Origin of the sequence: Acidithiobacillus sp. 'AMD consortium' (assembly GCF_008926505.1) — a bacterium.
Classification (GTDB): domain Bacteria; phylum Pseudomonadota; class Gammaproteobacteria; order Acidithiobacillales; family Acidithiobacillaceae; genus Acidithiobacillus; species Acidithiobacillus ferridurans.
The window spans coordinates 291351-317276 of the sequence record NZ_CP044411.1; the positions used below are offsets into that span (position 1 = coordinate 291351).

32 protein-coding genes are annotated in these 25926 nt (G+C 60.3%); 12 read left to right on the forward strand and 20 right to left on the reverse strand.

Annotation, left to right across the window (positions count from 1 at the left end; genetic code table 11):
• The first annotated feature begins 33 nt into the window (after positions 1 to 33).
• Entirely contained in the window at positions 34 to 402 is a 369-nt protein-coding gene (locus F6A13_RS01555) for a hypothetical protein (protein WP_113526315.1), read from the forward strand.
• Positions 403 to 486: 84 nt separating this feature from the next.
• Here F6A13_RS01555 and F6A13_RS01560 read toward each other — a convergent pair whose 3' ends face one another.
• On the reverse strand, positions 487 to 798 hold the full coding sequence (locus F6A13_RS01560) for a zinc ribbon domain-containing protein (protein WP_113526316.1): 312 nt from the start codon (positions 796 to 798) through the stop codon (positions 487 to 489).
• Positions 791 to 1729 (reverse strand): hypothetical protein, encoded by a 939-nt coding sequence (locus F6A13_RS01565; protein ID WP_113526317.1) that lies wholly within the window; start codon positions 1727 to 1729, stop codon positions 791 to 793. Before F6A13_RS01565 ends, F6A13_RS01560 begins: the two co-directional genes overlap by 8 nt.
• 191 nt (positions 1730 to 1920) lie before the next feature.
• Here F6A13_RS01565 and F6A13_RS01570 point away from each other — a divergent pair, with 191 nt between their 5' ends.
• A complete protein-coding gene (locus F6A13_RS01570) occupies positions 1921 to 2565 on the forward strand; it encodes a TetR/AcrR family transcriptional regulator (protein ID WP_113526318.1) in 645 nt (214 codons plus the stop codon).
• Entirely contained in the window at positions 2562 to 3434 is an 873-nt protein-coding gene (gene argB, locus F6A13_RS01575) for an acetylglutamate kinase (RefSeq protein WP_113526319.1), read from the forward strand. The genes F6A13_RS01570 and argB overlap by 4 nt, the downstream gene beginning before the upstream one ends.
• Positions 3435 to 3497: 63 nt before the next feature.
• On the opposite strand, the gene F6A13_RS01580 is transcribed toward argB, so the two are convergent.
• Positions 3498 to 4511 carry an HlyD family secretion protein gene (locus F6A13_RS01580; RefSeq protein WP_113526320.1) on the reverse strand — a complete coding sequence of 338 codons (1014 nt, stop codon included), beginning with the start codon at positions 4509 to 4511 and terminating at the stop codon, positions 3498 to 3500.
• A gap of 236 nt (positions 4512 to 4747) precedes the next feature.
• Here F6A13_RS01580 and F6A13_RS01585 point away from each other — a divergent pair, with 236 nt between their 5' ends.
• Positions 4748 to 5314: an acyloxyacyl hydrolase gene (locus F6A13_RS01585; protein WP_113526321.1), complete on the forward strand. Its 567-nt coding sequence runs from the start codon at positions 4748 to 4750 to the stop codon at positions 5312 to 5314.
• Between the two features lie 45 nt (positions 5315 to 5359).
• On the opposite strand, the gene bioB is transcribed toward F6A13_RS01585, so the two are convergent.
• The 5 genes from bioB to F6A13_RS01610 are packed head-to-tail and all read right to left on the reverse strand — an operon-like array spanning position 5360 to position 8449.
• Positions 5360 to 6310 carry a biotin synthase BioB gene (gene bioB, locus F6A13_RS01590; RefSeq protein WP_113526322.1) on the reverse strand — a complete coding sequence of 317 codons (951 nt, stop codon included), beginning with the start codon at positions 6308 to 6310 and terminating at the stop codon, positions 5360 to 5362.
• A complete protein-coding gene (locus F6A13_RS01595; protein ID WP_126604554.1) occupies positions 6307 to 6657 on the reverse strand; it encodes a DUF167 domain-containing protein in 351 nt (116 codons plus the stop codon). Before F6A13_RS01595 ends, bioB begins: the two co-directional genes overlap by 4 nt.
• 24 nt (positions 6658 to 6681) lie before the next feature.
• Positions 6682 to 6960 carry a YggT family protein gene (locus tag F6A13_RS01600; protein ID WP_113526324.1) on the reverse strand — a complete coding sequence of 93 codons (279 nt, stop codon included), beginning with the start codon at positions 6958 to 6960 and terminating at the stop codon, positions 6682 to 6684.
• Positions 6957 to 7784 (reverse strand): pyrroline-5-carboxylate reductase, encoded by an 828-nt coding sequence (gene proC, locus F6A13_RS01605; protein ID WP_113526325.1) that lies wholly within the window; start codon positions 7782 to 7784, stop codon positions 6957 to 6959. The genes F6A13_RS01600 and proC overlap by 4 nt, the downstream gene beginning before the upstream one ends.
• On the reverse strand, positions 7781 to 8449 hold the full coding sequence (locus F6A13_RS01610) for a YggS family pyridoxal phosphate-dependent enzyme (protein ID WP_113526326.1): 669 nt from the start codon (positions 8447 to 8449) through the stop codon (positions 7781 to 7783). Before F6A13_RS01610 ends, proC begins: the two co-directional genes overlap by 4 nt.
• A gap of 101 nt (positions 8450 to 8550) precedes the next feature.
• On the opposite strand from F6A13_RS01610, the gene F6A13_RS01615 reads away from it, so the two are divergent.
• The 3 genes from F6A13_RS01615 to F6A13_RS01625 are packed head-to-tail and all read left to right on the forward strand — an operon-like array spanning position 8551 to position 11909.
• Positions 8551 to 9600 carry a type IV pilus twitching motility protein PilT gene (locus F6A13_RS01615; protein ID WP_113526327.1) on the forward strand — a complete coding sequence of 350 codons (1050 nt, stop codon included), beginning with the start codon at positions 8551 to 8553 and terminating at the stop codon, positions 9598 to 9600.
• A gap of 9 nt (positions 9601 to 9609) precedes the next feature.
• Entirely contained in the window at positions 9610 to 10740 is a 1131-nt protein-coding gene (locus F6A13_RS01620) for a PilT/PilU family type 4a pilus ATPase (protein WP_151528015.1), read from the forward strand.
• 5 nt (positions 10741 to 10745) lie between these two features.
• Positions 10746 to 11909, forward strand: a complete 1164-nt coding sequence (locus tag F6A13_RS01625) for a glycosyltransferase (RefSeq protein WP_151528412.1) — start codon at positions 10746 to 10748, stop codon at positions 11907 to 11909.
• 38 nt (positions 11910 to 11947) lie between these two features.
• Here the strand turns inward: F6A13_RS01625 and F6A13_RS01630 are convergent, their stop codons facing one another.
• The 5 genes from F6A13_RS01630 to trmB form a co-directional block, all read right to left on the reverse strand.
• Positions 11948 to 13075: an NAD(P)/FAD-dependent oxidoreductase gene (locus F6A13_RS01630; protein ID WP_113526330.1), complete on the reverse strand. Its 1128-nt coding sequence runs from the start codon at positions 13073 to 13075 to the stop codon at positions 11948 to 11950.
• 124 nt (positions 13076 to 13199) lie between these two features.
• Positions 13200 to 13817 (reverse strand): hypothetical protein, encoded by a 618-nt coding sequence (locus tag F6A13_RS01635; protein WP_113526331.1) that lies wholly within the window; start codon positions 13815 to 13817, stop codon positions 13200 to 13202.
• Positions 13818 to 13830: 13 nt separating this feature from the next.
• Entirely contained in the window at positions 13831 to 14520 is a 690-nt protein-coding gene (sdo, locus tag F6A13_RS01640) for a sulfur dioxygenase subunit alpha Sdo (protein ID WP_126604552.1), read from the reverse strand.
• Positions 14521 to 14660: 140 nt separating this feature from the next.
• Complete coding sequence (locus tag F6A13_RS01645; RefSeq protein ID WP_225981905.1) at positions 14661 to 15326, reverse strand: Crp/Fnr family transcriptional regulator; 666 nt, start codon at positions 15324 to 15326, stop codon at positions 14661 to 14663.
• Positions 15327 to 15358: 32 nt separating this feature from the next.
• The gene (trmB, locus tag F6A13_RS01650; RefSeq protein ID WP_172959340.1) at positions 15359 to 16051 is read right to left on the reverse strand and encodes a tRNA (guanosine(46)-N7)-methyltransferase TrmB; all 693 of its coding nucleotides are present in this window, start codon (positions 16049 to 16051) and stop codon (positions 15359 to 15361) included.
• 37 nt (positions 16052 to 16088) lie between these two features.
• On the opposite strand from trmB, the gene purE reads away from it, so the two are divergent.
• Together purE and F6A13_RS01660 are read left to right on the forward strand one after the other, a co-directional pair.
• The gene (gene purE, locus F6A13_RS01655; protein WP_126604551.1) at positions 16089 to 16586 is read left to right on the forward strand and encodes a 5-(carboxyamino)imidazole ribonucleotide mutase; all 498 of its coding nucleotides are present in this window, start codon (positions 16089 to 16091) and stop codon (positions 16584 to 16586) included.
• Entirely contained in the window at positions 16583 to 17716 is a 1134-nt protein-coding gene (locus F6A13_RS01660; RefSeq protein ID WP_126604550.1) for a 5-(carboxyamino)imidazole ribonucleotide synthase, read from the forward strand. Before purE ends, F6A13_RS01660 begins: the two co-directional genes overlap by 4 nt.
• Positions 17717 to 17749: 33 nt before the next feature.
• Here F6A13_RS01660 and F6A13_RS01665 read toward each other — a convergent pair whose 3' ends face one another.
• Genes F6A13_RS01665 through smpB form a run of 4 tightly spaced genes read right to left on the reverse strand, consistent with a single transcriptional unit; the run spans position 17750 to position 20991 of the window.
• Complete coding sequence (locus F6A13_RS01665; protein WP_225981906.1) at positions 17750 to 18262, reverse strand: disulfide bond formation protein B; 513 nt, start codon at positions 18260 to 18262, stop codon at positions 17750 to 17752.
• Positions 18259 to 18870 (reverse strand): thioredoxin fold domain-containing protein, encoded by a 612-nt coding sequence (locus F6A13_RS01670; protein ID WP_113526337.1) that lies wholly within the window; start codon positions 18868 to 18870, stop codon positions 18259 to 18261. The genes F6A13_RS01665 and F6A13_RS01670 overlap by 4 nt, the downstream gene beginning before the upstream one ends.
• On the reverse strand, positions 18867 to 20537 hold the full coding sequence (locus F6A13_RS01675; protein WP_126604548.1) for an ArnT family glycosyltransferase: 1671 nt from the start codon (positions 20535 to 20537) through the stop codon (positions 18867 to 18869). The genes F6A13_RS01670 and F6A13_RS01675 overlap by 4 nt, the downstream gene beginning before the upstream one ends.
• On the reverse strand, positions 20530 to 20991 hold the full coding sequence (gene smpB, locus F6A13_RS01680; RefSeq protein WP_126604547.1) for an SsrA-binding protein SmpB: 462 nt from the start codon (positions 20989 to 20991) through the stop codon (positions 20530 to 20532). Before smpB ends, F6A13_RS01675 begins: the two co-directional genes overlap by 8 nt.
• Before the next feature lie 127 nt (positions 20992 to 21118).
• Here smpB and F6A13_RS01685 point away from each other — a divergent pair, with 127 nt between their 5' ends.
• A complete protein-coding gene (locus F6A13_RS01685) occupies positions 21119 to 22288 on the forward strand; it encodes a phospholipase D-like domain-containing protein (RefSeq protein ID WP_113526340.1) in 1170 nt (389 codons plus the stop codon).
• Positions 22289 to 22297: 9 nt separating this feature from the next.
• Positions 22298 to 22783, forward strand: a complete 486-nt coding sequence (locus F6A13_RS01690; protein ID WP_113526341.1) for a type II toxin-antitoxin system RatA family toxin — start codon at positions 22298 to 22300, stop codon at positions 22781 to 22783.
• Here F6A13_RS01690 and F6A13_RS01695 read toward each other — a convergent pair.
• A complete protein-coding gene (locus F6A13_RS01695) occupies positions 22780 to 23127 on the reverse strand; it encodes an outer membrane protein assembly factor BamE (RefSeq protein WP_113526342.1) in 348 nt (115 codons plus the stop codon). The genes F6A13_RS01690 and F6A13_RS01695 overlap by 4 nt on opposite strands.
• 66 nt (positions 23128 to 23193) lie before the next feature.
• On the opposite strand from F6A13_RS01695, the gene fur reads away from it, so the two are divergent.
• Entirely contained in the window at positions 23194 to 23670 is a 477-nt protein-coding gene (gene fur, locus F6A13_RS01700; RefSeq protein ID WP_113526343.1) for a ferric iron uptake transcriptional regulator, read from the forward strand.
• On the opposite strand, the gene proB is transcribed toward fur, so the two are convergent.
• Both proB and cgtA read right to left on the reverse strand, forming a co-directional pair.
• Positions 23667 to 24797: a glutamate 5-kinase gene (gene proB / locus F6A13_RS01705; RefSeq protein WP_126604546.1), complete on the reverse strand. Its 1131-nt coding sequence runs from the start codon at positions 24795 to 24797 to the stop codon at positions 23667 to 23669. The genes fur and proB overlap by 4 nt on opposite strands.
• Positions 24794 to 25918, reverse strand: a complete 1125-nt coding sequence (gene cgtA, locus F6A13_RS01710) for an Obg family GTPase CgtA (protein ID WP_126604545.1) — start codon at positions 25916 to 25918, stop codon at positions 24794 to 24796. The genes proB and cgtA overlap by 4 nt, the downstream gene beginning before the upstream one ends.
• Between the last annotated feature and the right edge of the window lie 8 nt (positions 25919 to 25926).

The following is a 25926-nucleotide window of genomic DNA, read 5'->3' on the forward strand; positions in this document are numbered from 1 at the left end:
CCAAGTTAACCTGACTTAGAGGAGCGATAGCATATGGAAGCACAAGTAAAAAAGCGTCACCGTCGTAGTTCGGAGGAGCGTCTCGCGGATTTGGAGGAGAAGCAGCGCCAGACGGAAATGCGACTGCGTGAACAGTTGGCAAAAATCGAACAGCAGAAGCGGAGCCTGCAGGAAAACCCGCGCGCCCGTCGTGAGCGGGAAGCACAACGGCGGTCATTGATGGACCGTATTTCCCGTCTGGTACCTGATTGGGAACCCGCCCAGATTCTGGCGGCTGTTGCCGAAGTGCGTGACCGCGTGGGTAGTAATGACCATCTGCTGGGTGAACTGAACCACCGCGGTGATGCGCTCATGCAGGAGCTGAAACCCCGTCGCGGTCGTCGTCCCCGTTCCGCGATTTAATTCTGGTCCGATCGGTTTTTCACCTACAGAAGCCCCCGGCGCTGAGCGGCGGGGGCTTCTTTATATAGGGCGCGGCGGCGTTTTCTAACGCTTTTTGCATCCCCGCCAGCGAGCCAGTGTCGGCACGCGATGCGCCATGTAAGCTCGGACGTACCATGGCGCATTACGTTGGCGCATCAATTGCCGGACACGGTGCTGCATGGCATCCAGCGCCAGTTCCGGCTCCCGGAATTGACCTCCGGCATAGCAATAGCTGCAGTAACAGTTGCTGTGGCTACCATCGGCTTCCGTTCCCCCACCTTCGGGATCAAACTGCAGCGGCATGCCACAACTCTGGCAGCGGTTTCTTTCAAGTTCCAGTTGGCGTATCCATTTTTTCATAGGGAAATTAGACATCCTCCGGTGCTACCAGTTCGAGAGCCTCAACATAAATGTGTGCCATACCCAGCAGAAACACCACATTGGGGAGAATGAATACCAGTGCGCCGGCCAAGCCCATTCCCATGCTGAGTCCAGCGTTATACAAGGAGGTATTTGCCGCCATCGCCGGTACAGGCATTCCGCTGCCAAAAACCCTGTCTCCCGACAATGCTCCCAGCATTTGCCAGAACATGTCCGCACTGCGGCTGATTTCGTCAGCCAGCACCGGGGTAGCCGCCGTTAATGTCATGCCATATCCAATATAGAGAATCATTGCAATGATAATTCCCATGCTGGTCGCCAGGGCGGCGAGCAACAACATCATCAGCAGGATGGAACCGGGTTTATTACGGGCGATGGCAATGGTATGACGAAGTGACTTGCCCACGCCTTCGCCGTGCCACAACGCCGGTCCGGAAAGGTTGAAGACAATAATGGCGAGGACAAAAACAACGGCGTTTAGCAGCATGATGGCAGGGAAAATCGGGACGAACAGTATCGCGCCCACCCCGGGTATCTTGCAGGCGAGAAACGCCAATACCTCCACCACAAAAATGCCGAGAAGCAGAAGACTTTCGATAATCAGTAATCCCAGCAGACGTGGCAGCGCCCGTATGCCGAAGCGGAGGCTTTTGATTATTCCGGGCAGCGGGTCGCCGCGCGCCTCGTGCAGCAATACGCCACCGGAGCCCAGATAGCCGACACCAAAACTGATCAGCAAAATGACCATCCCGATGGTGGTACCTGCCCACCCCCCCGGCCATTGTGCGAAAAATTCCAGACCAACCATACCCAGGAAAACCGCGATCACGTATACCAGAATGGGCTGCCATAAAGTAATGCCGCGAAGCGCCCGCAACAACAAAGAAAAAGACAGGTCTCCCTGGCTGGGAGTATGGGTAAACATGCGTAGTTCCCTTGCTAGAATTTCCAGCCCCTAGAATAGCAAATTGCAGGCGGATGGTGGACAGCTTCCACCCGTGCCCACAGAGGGACAACTGCCACGGGTGATGCTACACTGTCCTCAATATTGACCGATTGGTCGGGTGCCGCGCAAGTGTGGCCATCACATGCAGATTGGGGGCGGGAGACGGTTTCATGGGGGAGTTGCCACTGATACTTGAAGGCGAAGGACGGCAGCGGATTCTGGCCGCTGCCGAAAAGCTCTTTTCCGATAAGGCATTTGATGCGGTCTCCATGAATGCCATCGCGTTGCAGGCGGGTATCAGCAAGGCCAATATCTATCATTATTTTCCCAATAAGGATGCCCTCTATCTGGCAGTATTGCGCGCGGCCAGCCGCAACTTGCGGAAACTGCTCAACGATGCGGTCGACGCCCACGGAACCGTGGTGGATGTGCTCCGGCATTTTGCACGCTGCCACCTCCAGGCTCTGCTGGATCGGCCGGAACTGGTGCGTCTGGTATGGCGGGAATTACTCGAAAAAGGCGCGCCCAGAGCACGGGAGTTTGCGGAACAGGGTTTCGCGGATGTGTTTTCTGCCTTGGTTGCGGTCTTGGAAAGCGGGCAGGCCCGGGGCGAACTGCGGGCGGATTTCAACCCTGCCTTGGTGGCAACCCTGATGTTGGGCGCGAATGTTTTCTTTTTTCAGTCCCGGGATATTCTGCGCCATTATCCGGCCGTGGGCTTTGCCGATGATCCCGCAGGTTATGACGCTGGGGTTGTCGAGATTCTTCTGCGTGGGCTGATTCCGGAATCTTCAACAGACACGGTACGTGCATGATAAACTCCATACACAGCGATCCCCACCTGCAGGCCCGCATACTGGTGGAAGCCCTGCCTTACATGCAGCGTTTTCACGGCCGTACCATCGTCATCAAGTACGGTGGCAACGCCATGATCGATGCCCGACTTCAGGAACAGTTTGCCTACGATGTAACCCTGATGAAACAGGTGGGCATGAATCCGGTGGTGGTGCATGGGGGTGGGCCGCAGATCGGTGCCATGCTGGAGCGACTCGGGGTGCATACCCATTTTGTGGATGGCATGCGGGTGACCGATGCCGCGACCATGGAAGTGGTGGAAATGGTCCTTGGCGGGGGTGTCAACAAGGAGATCGTGCAGGCCATCAATCGTGCGGGCGGCCGCGCCGTGGGGTTGACCGGCAAGGACGGCGGCTTGCTCCGGGCGCGCCCCCTGCGCCGGGATGGTGTGGATCTCGGACTGGTGGGCGAGGTCGCACGGGTGGACCCGGATATTATCCGTCTGCTGGATCAGGGTGATTTTATTCCGGTGGTGGCGCCAGTCGGGGTGGGCTCCCTGGGCGAGTCCTATAATATCAATGCCGACCTGGTGGCGGGCGCTCTCGCTGCGACGTTGCGAGCAGAGAAGCTCATCCTGATGACCAATGTCGCCGGTGTGCTGGATTCTGACGGACAGTTGCGCACTCGTCTGGAGGCCGCCGAGGTGGACCGGATGGTCGCCGATGGCCGTATTTACGGCGGCATGTTGCCCAAGATCCAGTGCTGTCTGGACGCTGTGGCGGCGGGCGTGCAGGCTTCACATATCATCGATGGTCGGGTACCCCATGCATTATTGCTGGAAATATTCACCGACGCCGGGGTCGGTACATTGATCTCCGACACGCGCTGAACCTGGGTCACCTGCGCGTGCGTTGGTGCAGATCTCGCCGGCACGGCCGGTAACGCCGGGGCCTCAGAAGATCGGTCGCAGCGCCTTGACCCAGCCCGGTGCTCCGCCCGTATCCACCGTTACCGACGCGCTGGTACCGATCCGTAGCGGGAACCTGGGGTCCGGATTGGTGATGAGCACGCGCACCGGTACCCGCTGTGTCACCTTCACCCAGTTACCCGTAGCATTTTCCGGGGGCAGCAGGGAGAAGGCGTTTCCGGCACCGCCGCTCAGGCTTATCACCCTTCCCTTGAAGCGATGGTCGGGGTACATGTCCACAGTGATTTTCGCACTCTGTCCCGGGTGTACCCGGCTAAGATCGGTTTCCTTGTAGTTGGCCTCGACCCAGTATTCCGCATTGCCGATCAGGGGGAACAGGTCTTGATTGACATTGACCACGTCGCCCACATGGATTTTATCCACTTTGCTGACGACTCCCGCGATGGGCGCGTAGAGCGTGGTTTCAGACAGATAGAGCCGGGCTGTGCGCAGGGCGGCCTTGGCGGCGGCGATGCGGGCACCATTGAGGACTTGCTGTGCCTGTGTCTCCGCCAGGGCCGCCTGATCGGCGGTCAGGCGCGCCCCGGCACTTTTCGCCGCGGTCATTTCGTTATCCGCCTGTTGCGCGGATAGATATTTCTGTGCCGCCAGCGCTGCCGCGCGTTGGGCGTTGTGCCGGGCATTCTGGTAATTGACCTGGTCGGCGCTGATATTGGCGCGCGCTCCGGCAATATTGGCCTGAATGGCGGCCGTCTGCCGTTCCGCCTGGGTCAGTTCGGCCTCGGCTTTCTGCACGTCGTAGACGTAGGCCCGCGGATCCACCTGGAGCAGGGGCTGTCCAGCCTGCACGACCTGATTATCATGCACATAAATGGCGACAATATGTCCCGTAACCCGCGGTGCGATGTTCACGACATGGGCATGCAGATAGGCATCGTCGGTGTTGGGATAGTAATCAGAAATCTGGAAGTATGCATAGGCGCCAAAGGCAACCACGACGATGATGACCAGAACCAAAAGGCGTTTGAGCCAGCGCATATGTGTCCCTTGTTGAATCCCAGCAGCCGGGCGACTCTCCGGACCTGTTTCGACGGTCGACTCATGCGCAACCCCTGCTTACAATGGGTTTTGCGCACAGTATATGCGCGGCTCAGGTCCATCAGGCTTTTTTGACATGCGCGCTGAGCGAACGCATACTGACCGTTCGGTTGATACCATAACGCAAACGATTCCTGTCGGCAAGGCGGCCGACACATCTTTACTAAGGAGCAGTCATGAAGGACGGTAGTAAAATCCTGGCGAGGATCCTGGGTGTGACGGCATTGGCTCTGCTGGCAGCCGGGCCAGCCTGGGCAGAAGGCGCAGGCTTGCATGTGGTCCAGGGCGGACCTGCGTATTTCGACGCCGGTATCGGCGCCTTTAACGCGGCTGGCGTCGAGCCCGGTCCTGGACATCGGGGTAATGCAACCCTTCCGGAGATCGATCTGGAATACCAGTCTGCCTCCAAGTTGTTCGGCATCGGCGCGCTATGGGGTATCGTCGCCAATACCAACGGCGGTTTCATGGGCTACACCGGCTTTTACTCGGATATTGCCTGGGATCACTGGGTACTGACGCCGGTGCTCGGCATGGGCGGATATAATCAGGGGCGCGGCAAATATCTGGACGGCACCTTCCAGTTTCGTCTGGAGTTGAGTCTGGCTTATCAGTTTGCCGATCAGTCGCGCTTGGGAATCAAGATCGCCCACATTTCCAATGCATATATCGCCAACGAGGATCCCGGCGAGGATGAGGTGCTGCTGACCTACGCCATCCCCCTGTCTTTTGGTGACCACTCCTGAGCTACACCGGGGTCGGTCCGTCCGGCTGGCCCCTGTCGCCGACCGTCAGTCCGCGCTGCGGTGCAGGCCCAGTCGGTTGAACAAGGCCTGATCATGTCCGGTGCTGGCATTCCCTGTCGTCAGCAGGCGATCCCCAAGAAAAATGCTGTTGGCACCGGCCAGAAAGGCGAGCGCCTGTAATTCGTCGCTCATGGCTTCGCGCCCTGCCGAAAGCCGTACGTAGGCCTTGGGGAAGAGGATTCTGGCGACCGCGACGGTGCGCACGAATTCAAAGCCGTCAATCGGCTCCGCAGCCTCCAGCGGGGTGCCGGGAATGGGCACCAGGGCGTTGATGGGGATACTCTCCGGAGCCTGGGGCAACTGCGCGAGCACTTGCAGCATCCGCGCCCGGTCCCGGCGGGACTCTCCCATGCCGAGGATGCCGCCGCTGCAAATCCGGATACCGGCGTCACGCACCGCTTCCAGGGTGTCGAGGCGGTCCTGATAACTGCGGGTGTGGATGACTTCACCATAAAACTCGGGGGAGGTATCGAGATTGTGGTTGTAGTAGTCGAGGCCAGCATGCTGTAAGCGTTCCGCTTGCCCCGGTTTGAGCATCCCCAGCGTCACGCAGCTTTCCAGGCCATACTCCTTGACCACGCCGATCATGGCGGCTACTTTTTCGATATCCCGGTCGTGGGGCGAGCGCCAGGCAGCCCCCATGCACAGGCGTTGGGCCCCATTGGCTTTGGCCTCCCGCGCGGCGGCACGCACCTGTTCAAGATCCATCAGCGGTTCGGCCTGGAGGGCCGTCTGGTGATGGACGCTCTGGGAGCAGTAGCCACAATCCTCGGGGCAACCGCCGGTCTTGATGGAGAGGAGGGTGGAGCACTGGATGGCATTTGGATCAAAGTGTAGCCGATGCACCTGTTGCGCCTCATAAATCAGATCGTTGAAGGGGCTGGCATAGATTTCGAGGATGGCATCGAGAGTCGGCAGTGCTGCGCTGTGGTTCATCGGTCTTCCCTGTCGAGAGCAGGTGAGTGGGCGGATTCGGCATATTTTCTGAGTTGAGTCTGCACGTGTGTGGGCGCTGCGCTGATCCTGAGCACTTTGTCCCGCGCGCTCTCCCCCTGCACCAAAGTGATCTGCTGTCTTTTCAGGCGCAGGGTAGCACAGAGCAAAGCCGAAAGGGCAGTATTGGCAGCGCCATCCACGGGCCGGGCACGCAGGCGAATTTTGAGGGCATCGCCGTGGCATCCGCCGATGGCATCGATCTTGGCACCCGGCTGTACGTGGACGCGTACATACAGGTCGTCACCGTCTGCCCGCAGATATGGGGGGCGTGTTTCTGAGGAAGTCATGTGCTGCAGTCCGTCGTAATGGGGTTACCCGCCCAGATTGAGGATGGCATGAACCAGCAGCCCCTTGAGCACTTCGATGATCAGCAGCGCTGCCAGCGGACTGAGGTCGAATCCGCCGATGGGCGGGATGATCCGCTGTAGGGGATAGAGAATGGGTCCGGTCAGCCGATCCAGAAACTGTATGACCGGATTGCGTGGATCGGGCTGTACCCAGGACAATATGGCACGGATGAGAATTGCCCAGAACAGCAAGGTCAGAATGAGACTGGTAAGGCGCGCCGCCATAATGCTCAGTTCGGTCATGATATATCCTTTTCGGGGCTGCCTAGGGCGCGGCTGCGCTCCGCCGCGGCGGCTAGGGCCCGCTGCGCCAGTGGCCGCAGGTGCTCTTCCCAGACCGCCAAACCCGCCGCCGTGGTGCCCCCCGGACTGGTGACCTGATGGCGTAACTCGGTCGGACTGAGGGCGCTGGCAGCCGCCATCTGTGCGGTGCCGAGCACCGTCTGCAGGGCGAGGGCGCGCGCAGTGACACGGTCCAGGCCCTGCAGCACGGCGGCATCTTCAAGGGCTTCCAGGAACAGCAGGACATAGGCAGGGCCGCTTCCGGATAGTGCCGTAACGGCGTCCATCAGTGATTCATCGCTTAACCAGTAAATCTGGCCCACGGCGGACATGATAAACCCGGCAGTCTGGCGTTGCGCGGCGCTCACCGAATCGCGGGCATACAGCGCCGTCGCTCCGGCGCCGACTTGCGCCGGGGTGTTGGGCATGCCGCGCACGATGGCGCTCCCGGGGTTTAGTTCGGCGGCAATGCGTGCGCTGCCGATGCCGGCAGCCACAGAGAGGAAGAGCACGCCGGCATCGGCGAAAGCCTGCCGCCACAGCGCGAGCACTGCGGATATCTGCTTGGGTTTGGCTGCGTAGATGACCACGCTGTTGGCAGGCAGACTTTGCGCCGTTGCCGCCAGGCTGCGGATGCCGAACTCTTCGGCAAGTGCGTCACGGTGTGCACTGCTGGGGGCGTGAACCTGAATCTGCTCGCCTGCAATGCCCTGACGCCGCAGACCGGCGATAAGGGCGCGAGCCATATTGCCGGCACCAATGAAGACAATATTCTGAGGTATCATAAGGGCTCCTGGGCACGGGCTCCGAAGAGGATGGTACCAAGACGGATTTCTGTGGCACCCTGCTGCAGGGCCTGGAGGTAATCCGCCGAAGTGCCCATGGAGAGGGTATCCAGATCGGCATGGACCTGGGTTTGCCGCAGCGCGAGAAAAAGTTCTGCCATCCGGCGGAAGTCGGCCTCTGCCGGCTCCGGTTGCGGGTGGACCAGGGCCATCAGGCCGCGGAGCCGTAAACGGGACAACCGGGAAATGACGAGGGCCAATTCCGGAACCTCTTCTGGCGCGCAGCCGCCCTTGGTTTCCTCCCCACTGATGGCGACTTCGATCAGCACATTCAACGGCTCCATGCCGGCGCGGGCGGCATGGAGCCGTTCCGCGATGAGTGGGCGGTCCACACTTTCCACCCAGTCGAAATGCTGGGCTATTAGTGCGGTCTTGTTGCGCTGGATGCGACCTATGAAATGCCAGATGATGCCATCCAGATCTCTCAGTGCCGTCTGTTTGTCCAGCGCCTCCTGCAGGAAGTTTTCGCCGAAGTGGCGAAGTCCGAGGGCATAGGCGTCACGCAGTGTCGCCGCCGTAACGTGCTTGCTTGCAGCCAGCAGGCACTGCGGCGGGTGATCGGCAATCTCCCATTGCACATGGGCCAGGCGTTCAGCGATGGACATCAGTCTCCGGCAGACGTGGGCGAAATGGTCAAGGTCGACTATAGTAACGCCCAATAGCCTTTGGCCCCAAATCATGGGGCGTTCATGTCGGGAGCCGCACGATGGATATTTCAGAACTGCTCGCCTTCGCGGTAAAAAACAACGCATCGGACACCCATATCTCGGCAGGTCTGGCGCCGATGCTGCGGATCAACGGCGACATCCGTCCGCTGAATGTGGAGGCGCAGGACAGCAAAACCGTACACAGCATGATTTACGACATCATGAACGATTTCCAGCGGAAGGGGTATGAGGAGAACCTGGAAATCGACTTTGCCTATGAACTGCCGGGTGTGGCGCGTTTCCGGGTTAACGCCTTCAACCAGGACCGCGGACCGGCTGCGGCGTTCCGGACGATTCCTGCGAGTGTGCTGACACTGGAAGACCTCCATGCGCCCAGTTCTTTCAAGGAGATCATCAACGTGCCGCGCGGACTGGTATTGGTCACGGGGCCGACCGGATCGGGTAAGTCAACGACGCTGGCGGCGATGGTAGATCATATCAATGCGAATCGCGCCGACCACATCATTACCATTGAAGATCCTATCGAATTTCTGCACACCCCCAAGAAGTGCCTGATCAACCAGCGCGAGGTGGGTGCCAGCACCCACTCCTTTGAAAACGCCCTGCGCTCGGCTTTACGTGAAGATCCCGATATCATCCTGGTGGGCGAGTTACGTGATCTGGAGACCATGCGCCTGGCGCTTACCGCGGCAGAGACCGGCCATATCGTGTTTGCGACGCTGCATACCAGTTCCGCACCAAAAACCATCGACCGTATTGTCGATTCCTTTCCCGGGGGGGAAAAGGATATGGTCCGCGCCATGCTGTCCGAATCCCTGCGCGCGGTCATTTCCCAGACTTTGCTCAAAACGGCCGACGGCAAGGGAAGGGTCGCCGCCCACGAAATCATGATCGCCACCCCGGCTATCCGCAACCTGATTCGTGAGAACAAGGTTGCGCAGATGTACTCGGTGATCCAGACCGGGCAAAATCAGGGCATGCAAACCCTGGACCAATGTCTTGCCGACCTGGTGCGTGCCCACAAGGTGACTCGCGAAGATGCGCTGCGCCGGGTACAGAACAAAGACAGCTTCATGAACGTGGCCTGAGGATAATTTATGTCTGTACTGGATGACTTGCTGGTCCTGATGGTGGAAAAAAACGGCTCGGACCTGTACCTCACCGTGGGCTCGCCACCGGTCATGAAAGTCGACGGGCGGACGGTTCCGCTGGGGACAGAAATGCTGAAACCGGGTCAGGTGCTGAATCTGGCCAAGGAAATTCTGGGGATGGAGCGCTTACAGGAGTTCCAGCACGAGAAAGAAATCAACATGGCCATTTCCGTGCCCGAGGTGGGGCGTTTCCGGGTCAACGGGTTTTTCCAGCGTGGTGAACTGAGCTTTGTCCTGCGCGCCATCAAGACCCAGATTCCCAGCCTGGAGCAGCTCAGGCTGCCGCCGATACTGAAAGATCTGGCCATGACGTCGCGGGGGCTGGTGCTCTTCGTCGGTTCTACCGGTTCCGGGAAAAGCACCTCCCTGGCGTCGATGGTCCAGTATCGCAACCAGAATGCGGCGGGTCATATCCTCACCATTGAGGATCCAATCGAATTTCTGCACCGGAATGCGAAGTCCATCGTCAATCAGCGCGAAGTGGGCATCGATACCCTGAATTATGAGCGGGCGCTGGAGAATGCGTTGCGGGAAGCGCCGGATGTCATCCTGATCGGCGAAGTGCGCAGCCGGGACACCATGGATCATGCCATCGCTTATGCCGAAACCGGGCACCTGTGTATGTCCACCCTCCACGCGAACAATGCCAATCAGGCCATTGAACGGATCATCAATTTTTTCCCGGAAGATCGTAAAAAACAGTTGCTCATGGATCTTTCACTCAATTTGCGTGCCGTGGTCTCACAGCGCCTGTTGCCGGTCAAGGGGCAGAGCGGACGAATCGCTGCCATGGAGGTGCTGATCAATACCCCGGCCATTGCCGATCTGATCTACAAGGGTGAAGTGAGTCTGCTGAAGGACGCCATGTCGCGAACGAACGACGTCGGTATGCAGACGTTTGATCAGAGCCTGTTGCAGTTGTTTATGGATGGACTGGTGGAATATGACGATGCCCTGCGCGCGGCCGATTCGCAGAACGATCTGCGCCTCGCCATCAAACAGGCGTGTATGCGTTCGGGCATGGCCGATCCTGGGGCCGCCACCTCTGCGGAAGGGCAGTGGCGTATTCAGTCTTGAGCGACGTGTGGCTGTTACCGGCCGCATGGGCCGTTCTGGTGGCCTGGCTGGTGCTGTTCCTCGGGCGGGGCGCTTTCTGGCGGGCAGATCAGCGTCTTCCACCCCGCGAAAGCAACCCACGGCGAAGCTGGCCAGAAGTCACCGCCGTAGTGCCTGCGCGTAATGAAGCAGAGGGTATTGGTGCTTGCGTAACGGCCCTGCTGAGACAGGATTACCCCGGCGTCTTGCGGGTCATCGTGGTGGATGACCAGAGTACGGACGGCACCGCAAAGTGCGCACGGGAGGCGGCGCGGCAGATGGATGCCTCCTCCCGTCTGGAGGTGCTGACTGGCGCGCCGCTGCCGGAAAACTGGGCGGGTAAGGTCTGGGCCATGGACCAGGGGGTGACCGCGGCCGGCCCGGTGCCGCTTCTCTGGTTCACCGACGGAGATATCGTGCATGGGCCGGATGTCTTGCGGCGCCTCGTCACCCGGATAGAGGATCGGGATTTGTCACTGGTCTCGCTGATGGTGATGCTCTCCTGCCGCGGTTTTTGGGAGCGTCTTCTGATTCCGCCCTTCATCTTCTTCTTCCAGATGCTGTATCCCTTTCCCTGGGTCAACGACCCACACCGTACTCTGGCCGGTGCGGCGGGGGGGTGTATGCTGCTGCGTCGGGAGGCACTCGAAAAGGTCGGCGGGTTCGCCGCCATGCGTGCCGCACGCATCGATGACTGCACGCTGGCAGCATTGCTGAAGCCCCATGGCGCGATCTGGCTGGGTTTGGGGACGGAGAGCCATAGTCTGCGGGATTACCGCCAACTTGGCGAAATATGGCGGATGGTAGCTCGCTCCGCCTACGTGCAACTGCGGTTCAGCCCCTGGCGGCTGCTCGGAGCAACGTTGGTGATGACTTTTCTCTATGCCGGGCCGGTAGGAGGGCTGCTGTATGGACTTTGGACCGAAAATGTCTGGCTGGCGATGCCCACGCTGCTCGCCTGTCTGCTGATGCTGACGGCCTATGTGCCCACTTTGCGGCTTTACGCGCTGAACCCCCTCCGGGCGTTCAGTCTGCCCATTGCGGCACTGTTCTATACACTCATGACGCTGGATTCCGCCCGCCGTCATTACGGCGGCCGGGGCGGAGCGTGGAAAGGGCGGCATTATAGTGCGCCCGGACAGGAGCGCTGAAGCCCCGCCGCGCGTTGTCGGGGCCGCATTGCGCTGGCTCAGCGGTAATGCAGCAGATAACGCCACTCAAAGGCGACCTTGGCCGCATGCCAGAGCGAATTTGGCAGGATGCTGGCATGATTGGGGCTGCGATAGACCATGATGCCGCTGTCCAGGGTGTCGACAATGCAGATCAACTCGCTGCGGAAGGTGTTGTCTGCCGCCTTCCCTTGCAGATGCAGGAGCAGGTTATGCACGGCGGTCCCGGCCTGCAGGTCCGCCATGTGGCCCTGCTTGGGTAGCCAGTCCGGGCTGCCCGCGTAGGACCCCCCGTCACCAATGACAAAGACGCCCGGATGGTCGGGAACCGTGCAGTGCAGGTCGGACTGAAAAAAGCCACCGGCAGAGAGGGGCAAACCGCTGTTGGCTGCCCAGTCCGGGCCGGTCATGCCGGGCATGAACAGGATCAGGTCCGCGGCAATGTCGCCGCCTTCGGTCATCACTTTGTTTACCGAGAACCCACTGATTTTATGACCAAGATGGGTGCGAATATCGCGCCGCTGCATTTCCGCGAGCAGTCCTTCCACCGCCTTCGGACCCAGCCGGTTACCCGGTTCGGTCATCGGATTGAAAAATACCAATTCGATTTGTCCGCGCTTATCGATCTGACGAAGGTAAGTGTCGATTCCAAAGAGCAGTTCAAAGACCGGACCACCGCGTACGGCGGTTGGCTCCAGGGGGTTGCCGGCGAAACCGAAGGCAATGGTACCTTTGTCCATCAGCGCCAAGCGGTCTCGGATGTTTTCGGCGGCATCGATGCCGTCGCAGATAGCGAAACTGTGCTCGATGCCCGGTAGCTTACGGATACCGCGACCGCCGCTGGCAATGATGAGCGCGTCGTTCCGCACTTCACCGTGGTCGGTGATGACGGTACGGCCACCGTCGCGCAGGCCAGTGACGCGACCCTGATGAAACTCCACCCGTTGGCGCTGAAAGAAACGGTCCAAGGGAATCCGCAGATTCTCGCCTTGCCGCAGCCCGGTGGGAATCCAGATCAGGCTGGGGTAGTAAACGAACTCCGCCCTGGGTGCGATGACGGTGATTTCCGCGTCGGGCATCCGGCGGCGCAGGTGGCGGACGGCCGTCAGGCCACCAAAGCCTGCGCCGATAATGGTCACTTGGGTCATATGCTATTCCTCAGTAGCAGAAAACGTGGAAGGAAGCCGCAATCGGCCCCGTTCACACAGTATACTGCATCCGCCTGGCAGGGCGCCCGGCAGGCCGGACGCCGTTGCCCCTCCGGCAGACTGCTCAGCCACCCAGTACACGCTGATAGTTGTCTGGCAAGGGGCTGACCTCCTGGGCCTGGGCAAAGCCGCGTTGCACGAAGAGGCTGACGACGATGCCGTGGGCTTGAATGAGGGTCACCACGTTGGGATCCTCGCTGGTCTCTTCCACAAGAACTCCATTGGGTACCAGGGTTACTTCCATTTGTACTTTTTCGCGCTGCGCGAAAATTTCCGGAAATGCTGGATCCCAGAAGCGCAATCCAAAGTTTTCTTCCAACCGGTGGTGCATGGCCGGAACATGGTCGTGCAGCAGGCTGACGATCTCCGGGTTGGCGGAAGTCGTCAGCGAACGTATGCCATCGGGAAGCCGGGTCAATTCACGCTGAATCTGGTCGTGATGGCGAAGCAGGGTATGGAAGACCTCCTGATCGTGCTGATGGCGTGCCCTTTTGTCCGTGTTCCCGGTGCTCACCAGCATCCGCTGTTCCATAGCTTCCTCGTCGGCCAGGCTCATGCCGGCAGGCCGCATGCCCGGCTCATTCCCGAAACGAATGCCGCCCTGCCCGCGTCCGCGACCTCCGCCGCCGCCACCACGTCTCATGCCTGCCAGCACCCCGTGCACGGTATTTTTTTTGCTCATCTTTAAGTACTCCTCATATATTGAGCGCTCCACAGCGCTGGTTGGCGGGCACGGCAACATGAATTTTCTTCGGTTTTGACAAGTGGAGTTCCGCCATGATGGCGATGAACTCCTCCCGGCTTTTACCCGCCAGGCGACGGTTCATACGCTTTTCCTCGCCGACGCAACTGACGTGGCGACCGGCATAGTCGTGGCCAGGATAGACCAGGGTCTCGTCGCGCAGTGTGAAGATCTTCCCGGTGATGCTGTCATAGAGCGCCCCAGCATCGCCACCCTGAAAATCCGTGCGGCCACAGCCCCCGATCAATAGTGCGTCGCCCGTGAAGACCCGGTCGCGCCAACGGTAACTAGCGCATCCCGGAGTGTGGCCGGGCGTGCTAATGACCCGTATGACGTCATCACCCAGCACGATAAAATCGTTATCATCCACCGGTACGTCTGCACAGGGCGCGGCAGCTCGGCGGCTGATCACGACCTGCGCACCGGTGTGCGCACGCAGTGCGCTGGCGCCGGTAACGTGGTCGGCGTGGACATGGGTATCGAGCACGTATGCTAGTCGCATGGATTCCCGATCAAGTATGCGCAGTATCTCATCGATGGTTTCCAGAACCGGGTCGATAACCACGGCCTCGTGCCAGGTCGGGTCCCCCAGGATGTAGGTATAGGTGCTGGTTTCGGTTTCAAGAAGCTGTCTGAAAAACATGCTATCACCCCTTGTCGGCAATGGTGTCGGAGCATCATCCTGTGTTCTGAGACGCCCATACTCTCACCATAAGGCGTAGAAAGAGTGTCTGCATTGACAATTGTCAAAATTGACAGATTTGGTTAACTAACAGGGGAGGCTCAGGCGCGGGTGCCGTCGCTGCTCGCGTACAGGAGTAGGTTTTGGGGATCAGGAATTTCGATTTGCCCCTTGTGTTCGTGGAGCAGCCCATGGCGTTTCAGGTCCGCCATGATGCGGCTGACGTGCTCGGTGGAAAGGCCGAGAAACTCCCCCAGGTCCTGACGGGTGAGGGGGAAAGGCGCCGCACGCTGTTGCGGGTAGGCGCTGACCCATTGGCAGAGGAATGTGGCCAGCCGAGCATCGGCCTTTTTGGCACCCAGTTCGACAATGCGGTCTTCAGCTTCCTGCAGTGCCTGCTGCCAGCGCGCGAAAATGGCTTCACGCACCGCTGGGAGACGCTGGGAAAGCGCATCCAGTGCCCTCAGTTCCAGGCGGCAGAGATCGGTGCCGGTCAAGGTAATGGCACTATGACGATGCCGCTCGCTACGCAATCCTTCAAAACCCAGGAGGTCGCCGTGGTTGAGCAGGCGAACGATTTGCGCGTGACCATTGGGCAGACTCTTGACCAGCTTGATGCCGCCCTGACGAAGCGTATAGGCATATTGCGCAGGGCCGCCCTCGTGATAGATCGACGTTCCCGTCGGGACGTGGATATCCTGGACGTCCATACCGAGTTCGCAGACTTCGTCCCTGCTCAACCCGGCAAAAATGCTTCGTCCGCGCATGAGGCAATGCACACAGTCGGAGCGCTTGGCAGTCACGGGATGCGCCGATAGCAGAGGTCATAAACTGTATGCCCCAGTCGCTGCCCGCGCCGCTCAAATCGGGTCAGAATGCGGTTGTCGGGGCGGAAGACATAGCCATTGTCGGGAGACGCATTTTGCAGGCCTGGGGTGGCGTTGAGCACGGTGAGCATCTGCCCAGCATAGTCCGCCCAGTCCGTGGCCAGTTGCAGTTCGCCTCCGGGCTGCAGCAGGCGACACAACACTGCAGCAAAATCCGGCTGGATAAGGCGCCGTTTTTGTTGCCGTTTTTTAGGCCATGGATCAGGAAACTGAATGATGATGCAGCGCAGAAGAGCGTCCGGCAGCGCCTTCAGCCATGTGACGGCATCGTCGTGGACGATCCGGACGTTATCGGTTCCGGCCTCCACCAGTTGCAGCAGCAGGGACCCCACGCCGGGTGTATGCACCTCGATGCCGATGCAGCCCCAGGTCGGCCGTTGCGCGGCAATGGCGGCCAGGTGCTCACCGTTGCCAAAGCCTATTTCCAGCAAGAGCGGTCTTTGGTTATCCCAGGGATCCCGCCACTCGGCATGGGCATCTATCTGTCGGGCCGGCAAATATTCCGCAACTGCCCGGGTCTGGGCAGCGGTGATGCGGCCCTGGCGCAGCACGAAACTGCGGATGGCCCGATGGCTGGTCTTGAGCGCTCCTTCCATGACAGGCATTATAACCCGTTTGGGGTCAGGGCGTAGAGGGGCAGGTATGGAACAACCGGTAGTCGGTGTGGTGATGGGCAGCGAAAGTGACTGGGAAGTGATGCGCGCCGCGGTGGAACATCTGCAGGCGATGGCCATTCCCTGCGAACAGCGTGTCGTATCCGCACACCGCACGCCGGACCTCCTTTTTGACTATGCGGCTGGTGCCGCGCCGCGGGGGTTGCGATGCATCATTGCCGGCGCTGGCGGCGCTGCGCACCTGCCCGGTATGCTGGCGGCCAAGACCATCGTGCCGGTGCTCGGCGTGCCGGTGCCTTCCCGGCATCTGCAAGGCCTGGATTCTCTATTGTCTATCGTGCAGATGCCAAAGGGGGTGCCGGTGGCCACCTTTGCCATCGGCGCGGCGGGTGCTGCCAATGCTGCCCTGTTTGCTGCCGCGATGCTGGCTGGTGCCGATGCCGCGCTGGCCCTGCGCCTCTTGGATTTTCGCGCGCGCCAGGAGACTGCAGTGATGGCCATGACCTTGCCGGAGACCGGCCTTTGATCCTGCCCGGCGCCACTCTCGGTATGCTCGGCGGCGGACAACTCGGTCAGATGTTTGCCCTCGCCGCCCGGCGCGTCGGCTACAGCGTATGGGTACTGGACCCCGATCCGGATTGTCCCGCCGCCGCGGTGGCAGACCGCCATCTCTGCGCGGCCTATGACGATATCCACGCATTACGGGAGTTGACGGGTACCTGTGCGGCGGTTACTACGGAATTTGAGAATGTTCCGCTGGCTGCCTTGGAGCGTGTCGCCCGGGAGGTACCGATGCACCCCGGCGTCGCGGCGGTGGCCATTGCCCAGGATCGGGCACGGGAAAAGGCCTTTTTCCGCGACCTGAATCTGGCTGTTGCGCCTTTCGCACTGCTGCGCAGCGCCGCCGACCTGGCAGCGGCAGCGGCAAATGTGCCCTTTCCAGCCATTCTCAAGACTGCGCGTCTCGGTTATGACGGCAAGGGGCAGATCGATGTGGCTTCCGCAGCAGACCTGGCTGCCGCCTGGGCATCACTGGGAGAGACGGAAGCGGTGCTGGAAGGGCGCGTTGCGCTGGCTCAGGAGCTTTCCATCATTCTGGCACGCACCAGCGATGGCATGATGGTGTTCTACCCGATGGCCGAAAATATCCATTATCGGGGCGTTCTCGACCTCAGCATCGTACCCGCCCGTGCCGTCGAGCCGCTGCAGGAACGGGCGCGATACAGCGCCGCTCGGATTGCCGGGGCGCTGGATTATGTCGGTGTGTTGGCGGTCGAATTTTTTGTGGATGGCGCGGGCCAACTGTTGGTGAACGAGATGGCGCCCCGTCCTCATAACAGTGGTCATTTTACCGTGGACGCCTGTGTGCACAGCCAGTTCGACCAACAGGTGCGGACCCTCTGCGGTCTGCCTCTCGGGGATACCCGCCTGATCAGCCCCGTGGTGATGATGAACTTGCTGGGTGATCTCTGGGATAGGGGTAGCCCGGACTGGGATGCGCTGCTGCGTCATCCCCAGCTCAAGCCCCACCTGTACGGGAAAAAGGAGGCTAGACCGCGGCGTAAAATGGGGCATGTGAATGCGCTCGCCCTGGACACGGGTCGGGCGCTTGACGTACTGGAAACCCTGCGTCGTGACTGGCGATGGCCAAACTGAAGAAGTCGGAAACCCTGTTTCTGTGGTCGAGGCCTAACGCCTGTCCTGCCGTCCGCAAAGCCATTGGGCAAGCCACAGCAGTACGGCGCAGGTGAGGAAAAAGACCAGACTCCAGTGCGTAACGGGCCATCCAGCCAGGGTGCGGGCTCCGGCGGCGGCACAGGAGCCCTGTCCCGAGAAGACCGAGGCTGCCTCTTTGCCCCAAGGCCCGAAACTGCGCCCACTCCGGAAGATACTCACCGCTGCGCATGCCTCGGGTGCGTGGCTTGCGATCGCGCTGAGATGCCATTGCCAGCCGGCAAGCCCTGCGCCCGCCAGGGCATAGGCACTGGCCAGCATCCACAATCCGCGCCGTGCCACCCTCGTCCAGAAAAATCCCATCACGACGATGAGCAGCACGGCGATATTGGCCAGGCGCTGATACACACAGAGACTGCACGGTTCGTAGCCTCGTGCGAATTGCAGCCAGAGGACCAGGACAAAGGCACCGGCCGCCGCGCCCGCCACCAGCACCGCAATCAGGCCGGACAGCCTCGCTGGGCTCATGAAGCGTCGAGCAGGTCTTTCCATTGTGCGTTGTCGGGCGGGCCTAAAAGGTAATGGATTTTTTTGCCCCGCTGGTAGACCAGAAAAGGCACCGCGGCACCTTCCATCCCAAAAAGTTCAGATTCTTTGCCATCGAGACGGGACTGGTTGAATTGAAGTTGCTTCTGCACATTGGCGATTACTGCGGCGTCGGCAGGCTTGATGCCGCCTTCCGGACCGTTTTGGGTCATGGCAAAACCTTTTTCCGTCCGCCGGAGGGCGGCCAGAGGTTCGGGTGCCGCGAGAATGGCCGCAGCCTTGCCCTTGCTGCTAGGCGACAGGAAACCGACGATGACGAAGCGCACGCGCAATTGTCCACCATCAACGGGATTTTGCAGCCAGACATAAGTCTGATGGCAATAGGGACAGTTGGGATCCAGAAAATCATAGAGGATGGGCCCCTTGCTGCCTTCTTCGATGTAGTGGGTGTGGCTCAGGGCTTGCCAGTAGTCGAGATCATGATCGGCGGCCGCTGTCGCCCCCTGGGCGATGCCGACGCCCGTGGTCAGGATGACCCCGCCAATCGCCAGCGAACGAGCCAGGGTCTGAATTGCGTGAACAATCGTCATGATCCGTTTTTCTCCTGAGATATGGGGGACTCGATGCGTAACAGGGCGATATGCTGCCGACTATAGAGTTCATAACCCGAGTAGAGTTCCTGTACATGCAACGCTCCGGGTAAGCCTGTCCGCAGGGCCGGTATATCGCGGGTCGGCAGGGCGAGATAGGCGGTGCCGTGGCCATCGGCAACGACGCGCCGGATCGCCTGCGGGTTTTTCAACTGATGCACGCGCATGGCGCCACGCCCGGCATAAAAAAGAAAACTGGGCTCAAACCACTGCCAGGTCGCGATGGCGTAGGGTCGTGCGCCGACACTCGCGCGGATCATGCGACCCATGGTCACCGAGGGTTTCAAGACATTCAGGGCGGGCATGGCCAGCAATACCAGGCAGGCCGTGAGGGCTACCGCGCCTGCTCCGAGACTGCTGATGATCGGCAGCAGCAGGCCTCGCCAGGCGAAGAGCAGACCGAGCATTGCCGCGGCGATATAGGGCAGGCCCAGATAGGCCATGCTGCCCAGGGGCGGAATTTTTTCCGGTACCAGCCAGGCCCCCAGGGCCGCCAGGATGACACCCACCAGCAATAATGCCACGAGGGACAGGACGACACCGCGACGACCGAGGGGCTCCGTCCCGTTCAACGCCCGGTAAAGGCGCGCCGCGATAAGGACGAAGAGCGGGGGGTAGGCTTCCCAGACGTAATTGGGGAGCTTGGTGGCGCCGAGGCTGAAAAAAGCGACCCAGATAACGGCCCAGACCAGCATGAAGGTATCAGCGGGTGCCTGTTGCAGCAGCGTTGCCCGTCTCTGCCAGATTTCCGCAATGGTTTGCGGCAGAAAAATCGTCCAGGGCAGCAGCGCCAGCGCTATGGTGAAGAGATAATAGTAAATCGGACCCGAATGACCCTGCATGGCGGCGGCGTAGCGATCGATGTTCTGCTGGTCAATGAACAGGCGATCCCAGGCCCAATGGGTCTCTATACCCACCGCCAGATACCAGGGTAGGGTGACGACCAAAAACAGTGGGATACCCCACGCCAGGCGGCCGCGGCGCCAAAGATCCGGCAGTTCCCGGCGCAGCAGCAGGAAAACCACAATGACAAGGCCAGGCAGGAGGAAGCCTATGGGGCCTTTGGCCAGGGTCGCCAACCCCATCGCTGCGTAGGCGATCAGATAGTCACGCTTCGCTTTTTCCGGGTAAAGATAACCCCGCAGGTAGGAAACCAGTGTGATAGTGACAAAGAGAATCAACAGAGGATCCGGTACTGCGGCCCGGAAGATGATCTGGCTATGGAGGGCTGTGGCAGCCAGTAGTCCGGCCAGCAGCGCAGTCTGCTCCCCATAGGGGCGACGCAAAGCCAGCGCCAGATAGAATACCAGCAGCGCCCCCATCGCCACCGAGCCGATACGCAGGCCCCAACTGTTCATTCCCAGCACGTGTACCCCGGCCCACATCAACCAGTAATTGAGGATGGGCTTGTCGGGACGCAGCGCGGCGTTGAAGGTGGGGACCACCAGGTTGTGATGCACCATCATTTCTTTCAGCGCCTGGGCATTATTGGGCTCATCGATGTCCCAGAGGCTGGAATTTCCGGTATGAAAGGCCAACAGCCAGAAGGCAAAAAGGAACAGAATCAGCGCCTGAAAGAGAAAAGTCCCCTGACGCCGTTCAGACATCCCGCGCTCCGCCCTTCATGATGCGCGCCCTGTCCCGCTGCCACTCCCGGTCTTTGACCGTGGCACGTTTGTCGTGCTCCTGTTTGCCCTTCACCAGTGCGATTTCCACTTTGGCACGGCCCTGCTTCCAGTACATGGCCAGGGGCACGATCGTAAAGCCCTTGCGCTCGACACTACCGATCATGCGATTGATCTGTTCCCTGTGCATCAGCAGCTTGCGGGTACGTGTCGGGTCAGGGTTTATATGAGTGCTGGCGGTAAGCAGTGGACTGATGTGCGCGCCCAGCAACCAGAGTTCCGCATTTTTGACGATGATATAACTGTCTTTGAGAGTGAGCCGATTGGCACGCAGGGACTTCACCTCCCAGCCCTCCAAGACCATGCCGGCCTCAAAGCGCTCTTCAATGAAGTAATCATGTTTCGCCTCGCGATTGAGGGCGATTGTGCTGCTCATCCTGCACCTCCCGTGCCGGTCAGTCGCGTATTGTACGGGAAAAGGCCAGCGCGCAGAAAGGTGGCATTGACTTTGTCGTTGTTCCTGTGGAAGGTAACCAGCATGCACCATAGCGGAGCCTGAAGACGTGCCGAAGCTGTTGCCCGACCATTTCGCGGCGCATCGCCAAAGACGCTGGGAGCCCATTCCCGCAGCCGTGCTGCTGAGCGAGATGCCTGCTATCGCCGAATGGCTGGAGCAGTGCCTGCGCGACGCGCACAACGAGATTCTCTTTGAGAACTATATTTTTGCCGGAGGCGACTGGCCCCGGCGTGTCGTGCGTATCCTCTGCGACAAGGCGGCGGCTGGGGTAGAGGTCTATATCACCCTGGACGCTGTGGGCAGCCGCGGCTTTCCGGGCGCCTGGGCGGCTGAGTTGCGCGCCGCTGGTGCCCGGTTACACTGGTACCATCACCTGCAAACCAAAGGGCTGGAAAAAAGGCTGCGACGCAGCCACCGGCGCATCGTCGTGGTGGATGGTAAGTGGGTTGCGGTCGGTGGTTTCGCGATTGCGGATGACTGGCTCACCGGCGTTCCCGGTACCGTGCCCTATCGTGAGACGCTCTTTGCCTGTCGTGGTCACTTGGCGGAACAAGGTCGCCAGATTTTTTTTCGTCATCGCCCCGAGTCGCTTCCGTCGCCGGGCATGGCGGCATCTTTCCCCTCCGATACCTTGTGGTGGGGTTTTGGCCGTTTCGTAGAGGGGGCGCCGCCGAAAAATCTGGCGGTGCGTCGCCGTCTGCTCGCCGCCATCCGTGCGGCGCATCGCAGTATCTGGATCGCTACCCCCTATTTCAATCCCGATCCTATCGTCCTGCGGGCGGTATATCATGCCGTTCAACGGGGTGTCGACGTCAGGCTTCTGCTCGCCGGCAGAATCACCGATCACCCGCTTTTGCGATTTGGGATTCAGGCGTACTATCAAAAGCTGATGCGCAGAGGAGTGCATATATACGAATATGAGGGTGCCTTTCTGCATGCGAAATATCTGCTGGTGGATGATTCCTGGGCATCCATCGGCTCCGCGAATCTCGATTTTCTGAGCCTGTGGTTCAATCATGAACTGAACCTGGAGCTGCGCGCTCCCCTCGCGGCGCTGTTGCTGCATACCCTGTTTTTACGTGAATTCGCCCAGGCGCGGAACATCGACCCGGAGCCCTGGCGCAAACGGCCCCGCTGGCGGCGGGTCGTGGAATGGTTTTTGGTACAGATAGATCGTTGGGTGCAGGCGCGCGCGCTGGGGCAGCGCCGATATTGAGAGGATTTCATGCATCATATTTGTAAGACCGCCGTGCTGCCTTACAGCGCGGCGCAGATTTTTGCCCTGATAGAGGATATCCGCGCCTATCCGCAATTTTTACCCTGGTGTGGGCGAACCCGGATCATCCAGTCGAAGGAGGATGAAGTGGTTGCCGAGATCACCATCTCCCACGGCGCTTTTGGCAAATCCTTCACCACCAAAAATCGTTATCAGCGGCCCAAGATGGCGGAGGTGCGGCTGGTCAATGGTCCCTTCCGCTTTCTGGAAGGGCTCTGGCAACTGGAACCGGACGCCAGGGGTACCAAAGTAACCCTGGATATGCGTTTTGAGTTCGCGTCCCGGTTGTTGGGTGCGTTTCTAGAACCCATATTCAAGCAGGCGGCGGAAACCATGGTGCAACGCTTCGCTCAACGTGCGCGGGCCGTATATGGCCAGCCGCGCGCGTTGGGGGCACAAGAACCTGGGGACGCCCCGCACTCCGGCCATCCCTAAGACGCAGTGGCCGCTGTCGTCGGCGTGGTGCTCCGTACGTCTCCCTGCACGCCGGTCAGCTTGTCGTCCTTGTCAAAAAGCACCAGCACCTTGCGGACCTCCGTATTGCCATAGGCCGGTTTGAAGCTGTAGGCATACACCCACTGATGGGGATGCCACGGGTCCTGCAGGAGTGGCGAGCCAAGGATGGCGCGCACCTGCAGCTCATCCATTCCCGGGTGTAGTTCAGCCAGCTCCTTGGCGGTGATGACATTGCCCTGTTGCACACTGACGCGGTAAATGCTGCAGGCGCCGAGCGGTAGGGCACAGAAAGTAAGCAGAATAATCAGGCGGAAGCTTCTCATGGTCCTTGTCTTGGGCGTCAGGTGCAACTATCCTAAACCATTACGCATGGCTATTGCTACGAGCGAATGATCGACGAACGAATGAACAGCGATGAATTGAAACGCGCCGGTCTCAAGGCGACCTTGCCGCGGCTGAAGATACTCCGCATTTTTGAGGACAGCGACGCACGGCATCTTACGGCCGAGGAAATTTACCGGCTGTTGCTGGAGACCGGTGAAGAAGTGGGCCTGGCGACGGTCTATCGAGTGCTTACACAGTTTGAAATGGCCGGATTGGTGCGAAGGCACCACTTCGAGGGCGATAAGGCGGTCTTTGAGCTCAATGAAACCGGCCACCACGATCATATGGTGTGTACCGCCTGTGGTAAGGTGCTGGAGTTTTTCGATGAGATGCTGGAGGCCCGGCAGCGGGAGCTCGCTGCGAACCAGGGCTTTTTTATCAGCGACCACAGCCTCTATCTCTATGGTACCTGTCTTGGCATGCAGGACGTGGGGATTTGTTCACTAAGGGACGACGATGCCCCGGGAGCCGGTACGAATTAGCCCTGGTCGCTGCTGAGCACCAGGTTGTCACGGTGGATGATCTCGAACTCGTCCACATCGCCGAACAACGCGCAGAGTGCCTTGCTGCCCTTACCTAGCCGCAACAGGACTTCATGCTGCGCGAAGTTCACCAGACCGCGCGCGACTTCATGACCTTCCGGGTCCACACAGCGCACCAAGTCGCCGCGCTGGAAGTCGCCCTCGCTGGCGGTAATACCGACTGGAAGCAGACTGCTGCCCTTTTCCCGGAGTACCCGCACGGCGCCCGCGTCCAGATGGAGTGTCCCGGACGGGCGCAGCTGCCCTGCCAGCCAGCGCTTGCGCGCAGCCAGTTTGGCAACGCCCGGACGAAAATACGTCCCCACATCTTCCCCGGACCAGATTCGCAACAGGATGTTGTCGGCGCTGCCTGGGGCGATAACGGTGGCGGCGCCCGACTGGGCGGCACGGCTGGCCGCCCGCACCTTGGTGATCATGCCTCCGCTCCCCAGCATTGTCCCGGCACCACCAGCCATCCGTAGTAGTTCCGGGTCTCCGGCCCGCACTTCCGAAAGCAGGCTGGCATGGGGGTCGTGGCGCGGGTCCCGGTCATAAAGCCCGGCCTGATCGGTGAGTATCACCAGCAGGTCAGCTTCCAGTAGATTGGCGACCATGGCCGCCAGGGTGTCATTGTCGCCAAAGCGGATTTCGGCGCTGGCAATGGCGTCATTCTCATTGATAATGGGGATTACACCCATTTCCAGCAAGATGCGCAGGGTGGCGCGGGCGTTGAGGTAACGCTGACGATCCTGCAAATCTTCATGGGTCAGCAGGACCTGGCTGCCATGCACGTTGCCCCGGCGCAGAAAATCTTCATAAGCCTGAATGAGAGCAGCCTGGCCAACGCTGGCAGCCGCCTGGAGTTTGTGGAGTGATGTAGGGCGAGTCGACCAGCCGAGGCGCTCCATGCCGGCAGCTACCGCGCCCGAAGAAACCAGCACCAGTTCAATACCCTGCCGCCGCAACACCAGTATTTGCGTAACCCATGCCTCGATGGCGGCGAGATCAAGGCCCTGACCGTTATTGGTGAGCAGGCTGCTGCCGATTTTTATGACCCAGCGTTGCGCGGTTTTGAGGTTGCGGCTCACACCTGCCCCTCCTCCCAGTCGGCATCGAGATCGTCGCCCTCCCAGTCTTCAAGGTGCTCGTCGCCATCGCTTTCGTCACCCCAGTCCTCTGTCTGCGTAGGGTCAGCGGCCGGAGGAAGGTCGGGAAGGGCCTGCCAGATGGCATACACCAAAGCCTCACAGCCGGCGCCGCTGGCGGCCGAGATCAGAAAGGCCGGCCTTTCCCATTGCAGAGCCTTGCAGATCTGTTGAAACCTCGCCTCGGCTTCTTCGCCCGGAAGGAGGTCTGACTTGTTGACCACCAACCAGCGGGGACGCGCGGCCAGGGTTGGGCTGTAGGCGGCCAGCTCCATTTCCAGTGCGCGGATATTCATCGCCGGATCGCTCCCGTCGACGGGGGCCATGTCTACCAGATGCAGGAGTAGGCGGGTGCGACTCAGGTGCTTGAGAAAGCGGGTGCCTAGTCCTGCACCTTCAGAGGCGCCCGGAATGAGGCCGGGAATATCGGCAAGCACAAAGGACTCGTGCGCTGCGACGCGCACGACGCCGAGATTGGGATACAAGGTGGTGAAGGGGTAGTCCGCCACTTTGGGGCGGGCAGCACTGACGGCACGGATCAGGGTGCTTTTGCCGGCATTGGGCAGTCCCAGCAGGCCGACGTCGGCAAGCAGGCGCAACTCCAGGCGCAGATCCCGTTCCTCACCCGCGCCGCCTTTCTCAAACTGACGAGGGGCGCGATTGGTACTCGATTTATAGGACAGATTACCGTGCCCCCCCCGGCCGCTCCGGGCGACCAACAGCCGTTCGCCTTCGAAACGCAGGTCACCAAGCAATTCATGGGTGTCGTCGTCATACACCAGGGTGCCGACCGGGACTTTGATCTCCAGGTCGTGACCGGCGCGGCCCGTCATTTGGCGCCCGGCGCCGCCGTGACCATTTTCGGCGCGATAGCGGCGCTGGTAACGGAAATCGATGAGCGTGTTGAGGCTGGCCTGGGCCACCAGATAAACACTGCCGCCGCGCCCGCCATCGCCGCCATCGGGGCCGCCAAAAGGAATAAATTTCTCGCGGCGAAAGCTCACCGCGCCGTGGCCACCGTTGCCGGACGCCACATGAATGCGTACTTCATCAATAAATTTCATAGAAAAAC

Coding starts and splice junctions, on each gene's coding strand:
- F6A13_RS01555 (WP_113526315.1), top strand. CDS start 34: ATGGAAGCACAAGTAAAAAAGCGTCACCGTCGTAGTTCGGAGGAGCGT.
- F6A13_RS01560 (WP_113526316.1), bottom strand. CDS start 798: ATGTCTAATTTCCCTATGAAAAAATGGATACGCCAACTGGAACTTGAA.
- F6A13_RS01565 (WP_113526317.1), bottom strand. CDS start 1,729: ATGTTTACCCATACTCCCAGCCAGGGAGACCTGTCTTTTTCTTTGTTG.
- F6A13_RS01570 (WP_113526318.1), top strand. CDS start 1,921: ATGGGGGAGTTGCCACTGATACTTGAAGGCGAAGGACGGCAGCGGATT.
- argB (WP_113526319.1), top strand. CDS start 2,562: ATGATAAACTCCATACACAGCGATCCCCACCTGCAGGCCCGCATACTG.
- F6A13_RS01580 (WP_113526320.1), bottom strand. CDS start 4,511: ATGCGCTGGCTCAAACGCCTTTTGGTTCTGGTCATCATCGTCGTGGTT.
- F6A13_RS01585 (WP_113526321.1), top strand. CDS start 4,748: ATGAAGGACGGTAGTAAAATCCTGGCGAGGATCCTGGGTGTGACGGCA.
- bioB (WP_113526322.1), bottom strand. CDS start 6,310: ATGAACCACAGCGCAGCACTGCCGACTCTCGATGCCATCCTCGAAATC.
- F6A13_RS01595 (WP_126604554.1), bottom strand. CDS start 6,657: ATGACTTCCTCAGAAACACGCCCCCCATATCTGCGGGCAGACGGTGAC.
- F6A13_RS01600 (WP_113526324.1), bottom strand. CDS start 6,960: ATGACCGAACTGAGCATTATGGCGGCGCGCCTTACCAGTCTCATTCTG.
- proC (WP_113526325.1), bottom strand. CDS start 7,784: ATGATACCTCAGAATATTGTCTTCATTGGTGCCGGCAATATGGCTCGC.
- F6A13_RS01610 (WP_113526326.1), bottom strand. CDS start 8,449: ATGTCCATCGCTGAACGCCTGGCCCATGTGCAATGGGAGATTGCCGAT.
- F6A13_RS01615 (WP_113526327.1), top strand. CDS start 8,551: ATGGATATTTCAGAACTGCTCGCCTTCGCGGTAAAAAACAACGCATCG.
- F6A13_RS01620 (WP_151528015.1), top strand. CDS start 9,610: ATGTCTGTACTGGATGACTTGCTGGTCCTGATGGTGGAAAAAAACGGC.
- F6A13_RS01630 (WP_113526330.1), bottom strand. CDS start 13,075: ATGACCCAAGTGACCATTATCGGCGCAGGCTTTGGTGGCCTGACGGCC.
- F6A13_RS01635 (WP_113526331.1), bottom strand. CDS start 13,817: ATGAGCAAAAAAAATACCGTGCACGGGGTGCTGGCAGGCATGAGACGT.
- sdo (WP_126604552.1), bottom strand. CDS start 14,520: ATGTTTTTCAGACAGCTTCTTGAAACCGAAACCAGCACCTATACCTAC.
- F6A13_RS01645 (WP_225981905.1), bottom strand. CDS start 15,326: ATGCGCGGACGAAGCATTTTTGCCGGGTTGAGCAGGGACGAAGTCTGC.
- trmB (WP_172959340.1), bottom strand. CDS start 16,051: ATGCCTGTCATGGAAGGAGCGCTCAAGACCAGCCATCGGGCCATCCGC.
- purE (WP_126604551.1), top strand. CDS start 16,089: ATGGAACAACCGGTAGTCGGTGTGGTGATGGGCAGCGAAAGTGACTGG.
- F6A13_RS01665 (WP_225981906.1), bottom strand. CDS start 18,262: ATGAGCCCAGCGAGGCTGTCCGGCCTGATTGCGGTGCTGGTGGCGGGC.
- F6A13_RS01670 (WP_113526337.1), bottom strand. CDS start 18,870: ATGACGATTGTTCACGCAATTCAGACCCTGGCTCGTTCGCTGGCGATT.
- F6A13_RS01675 (WP_126604548.1), bottom strand. CDS start 20,537: ATGTCTGAACGGCGTCAGGGGACTTTTCTCTTTCAGGCGCTGATTCTG.
- smpB (WP_126604547.1), bottom strand. CDS start 20,991: ATGAGCAGCACAATCGCCCTCAATCGCGAGGCGAAACATGATTACTTC.
- F6A13_RS01690 (WP_113526341.1), top strand. CDS start 22,298: ATGCATCATATTTGTAAGACCGCCGTGCTGCCTTACAGCGCGGCGCAG.
- F6A13_RS01695 (WP_113526342.1), bottom strand. CDS start 23,127: ATGAGAAGCTTCCGCCTGATTATTCTGCTTACTTTCTGTGCCCTACCG.
- fur (WP_113526343.1), top strand. CDS start 23,194: ATGATCGACGAACGAATGAACAGCGATGAATTGAAACGCGCCGGTCTC.
- cgtA (WP_126604545.1), bottom strand. CDS start 25,918: ATGAAATTTATTGATGAAGTACGCATTCATGTGGCGTCCGGCAACGGT.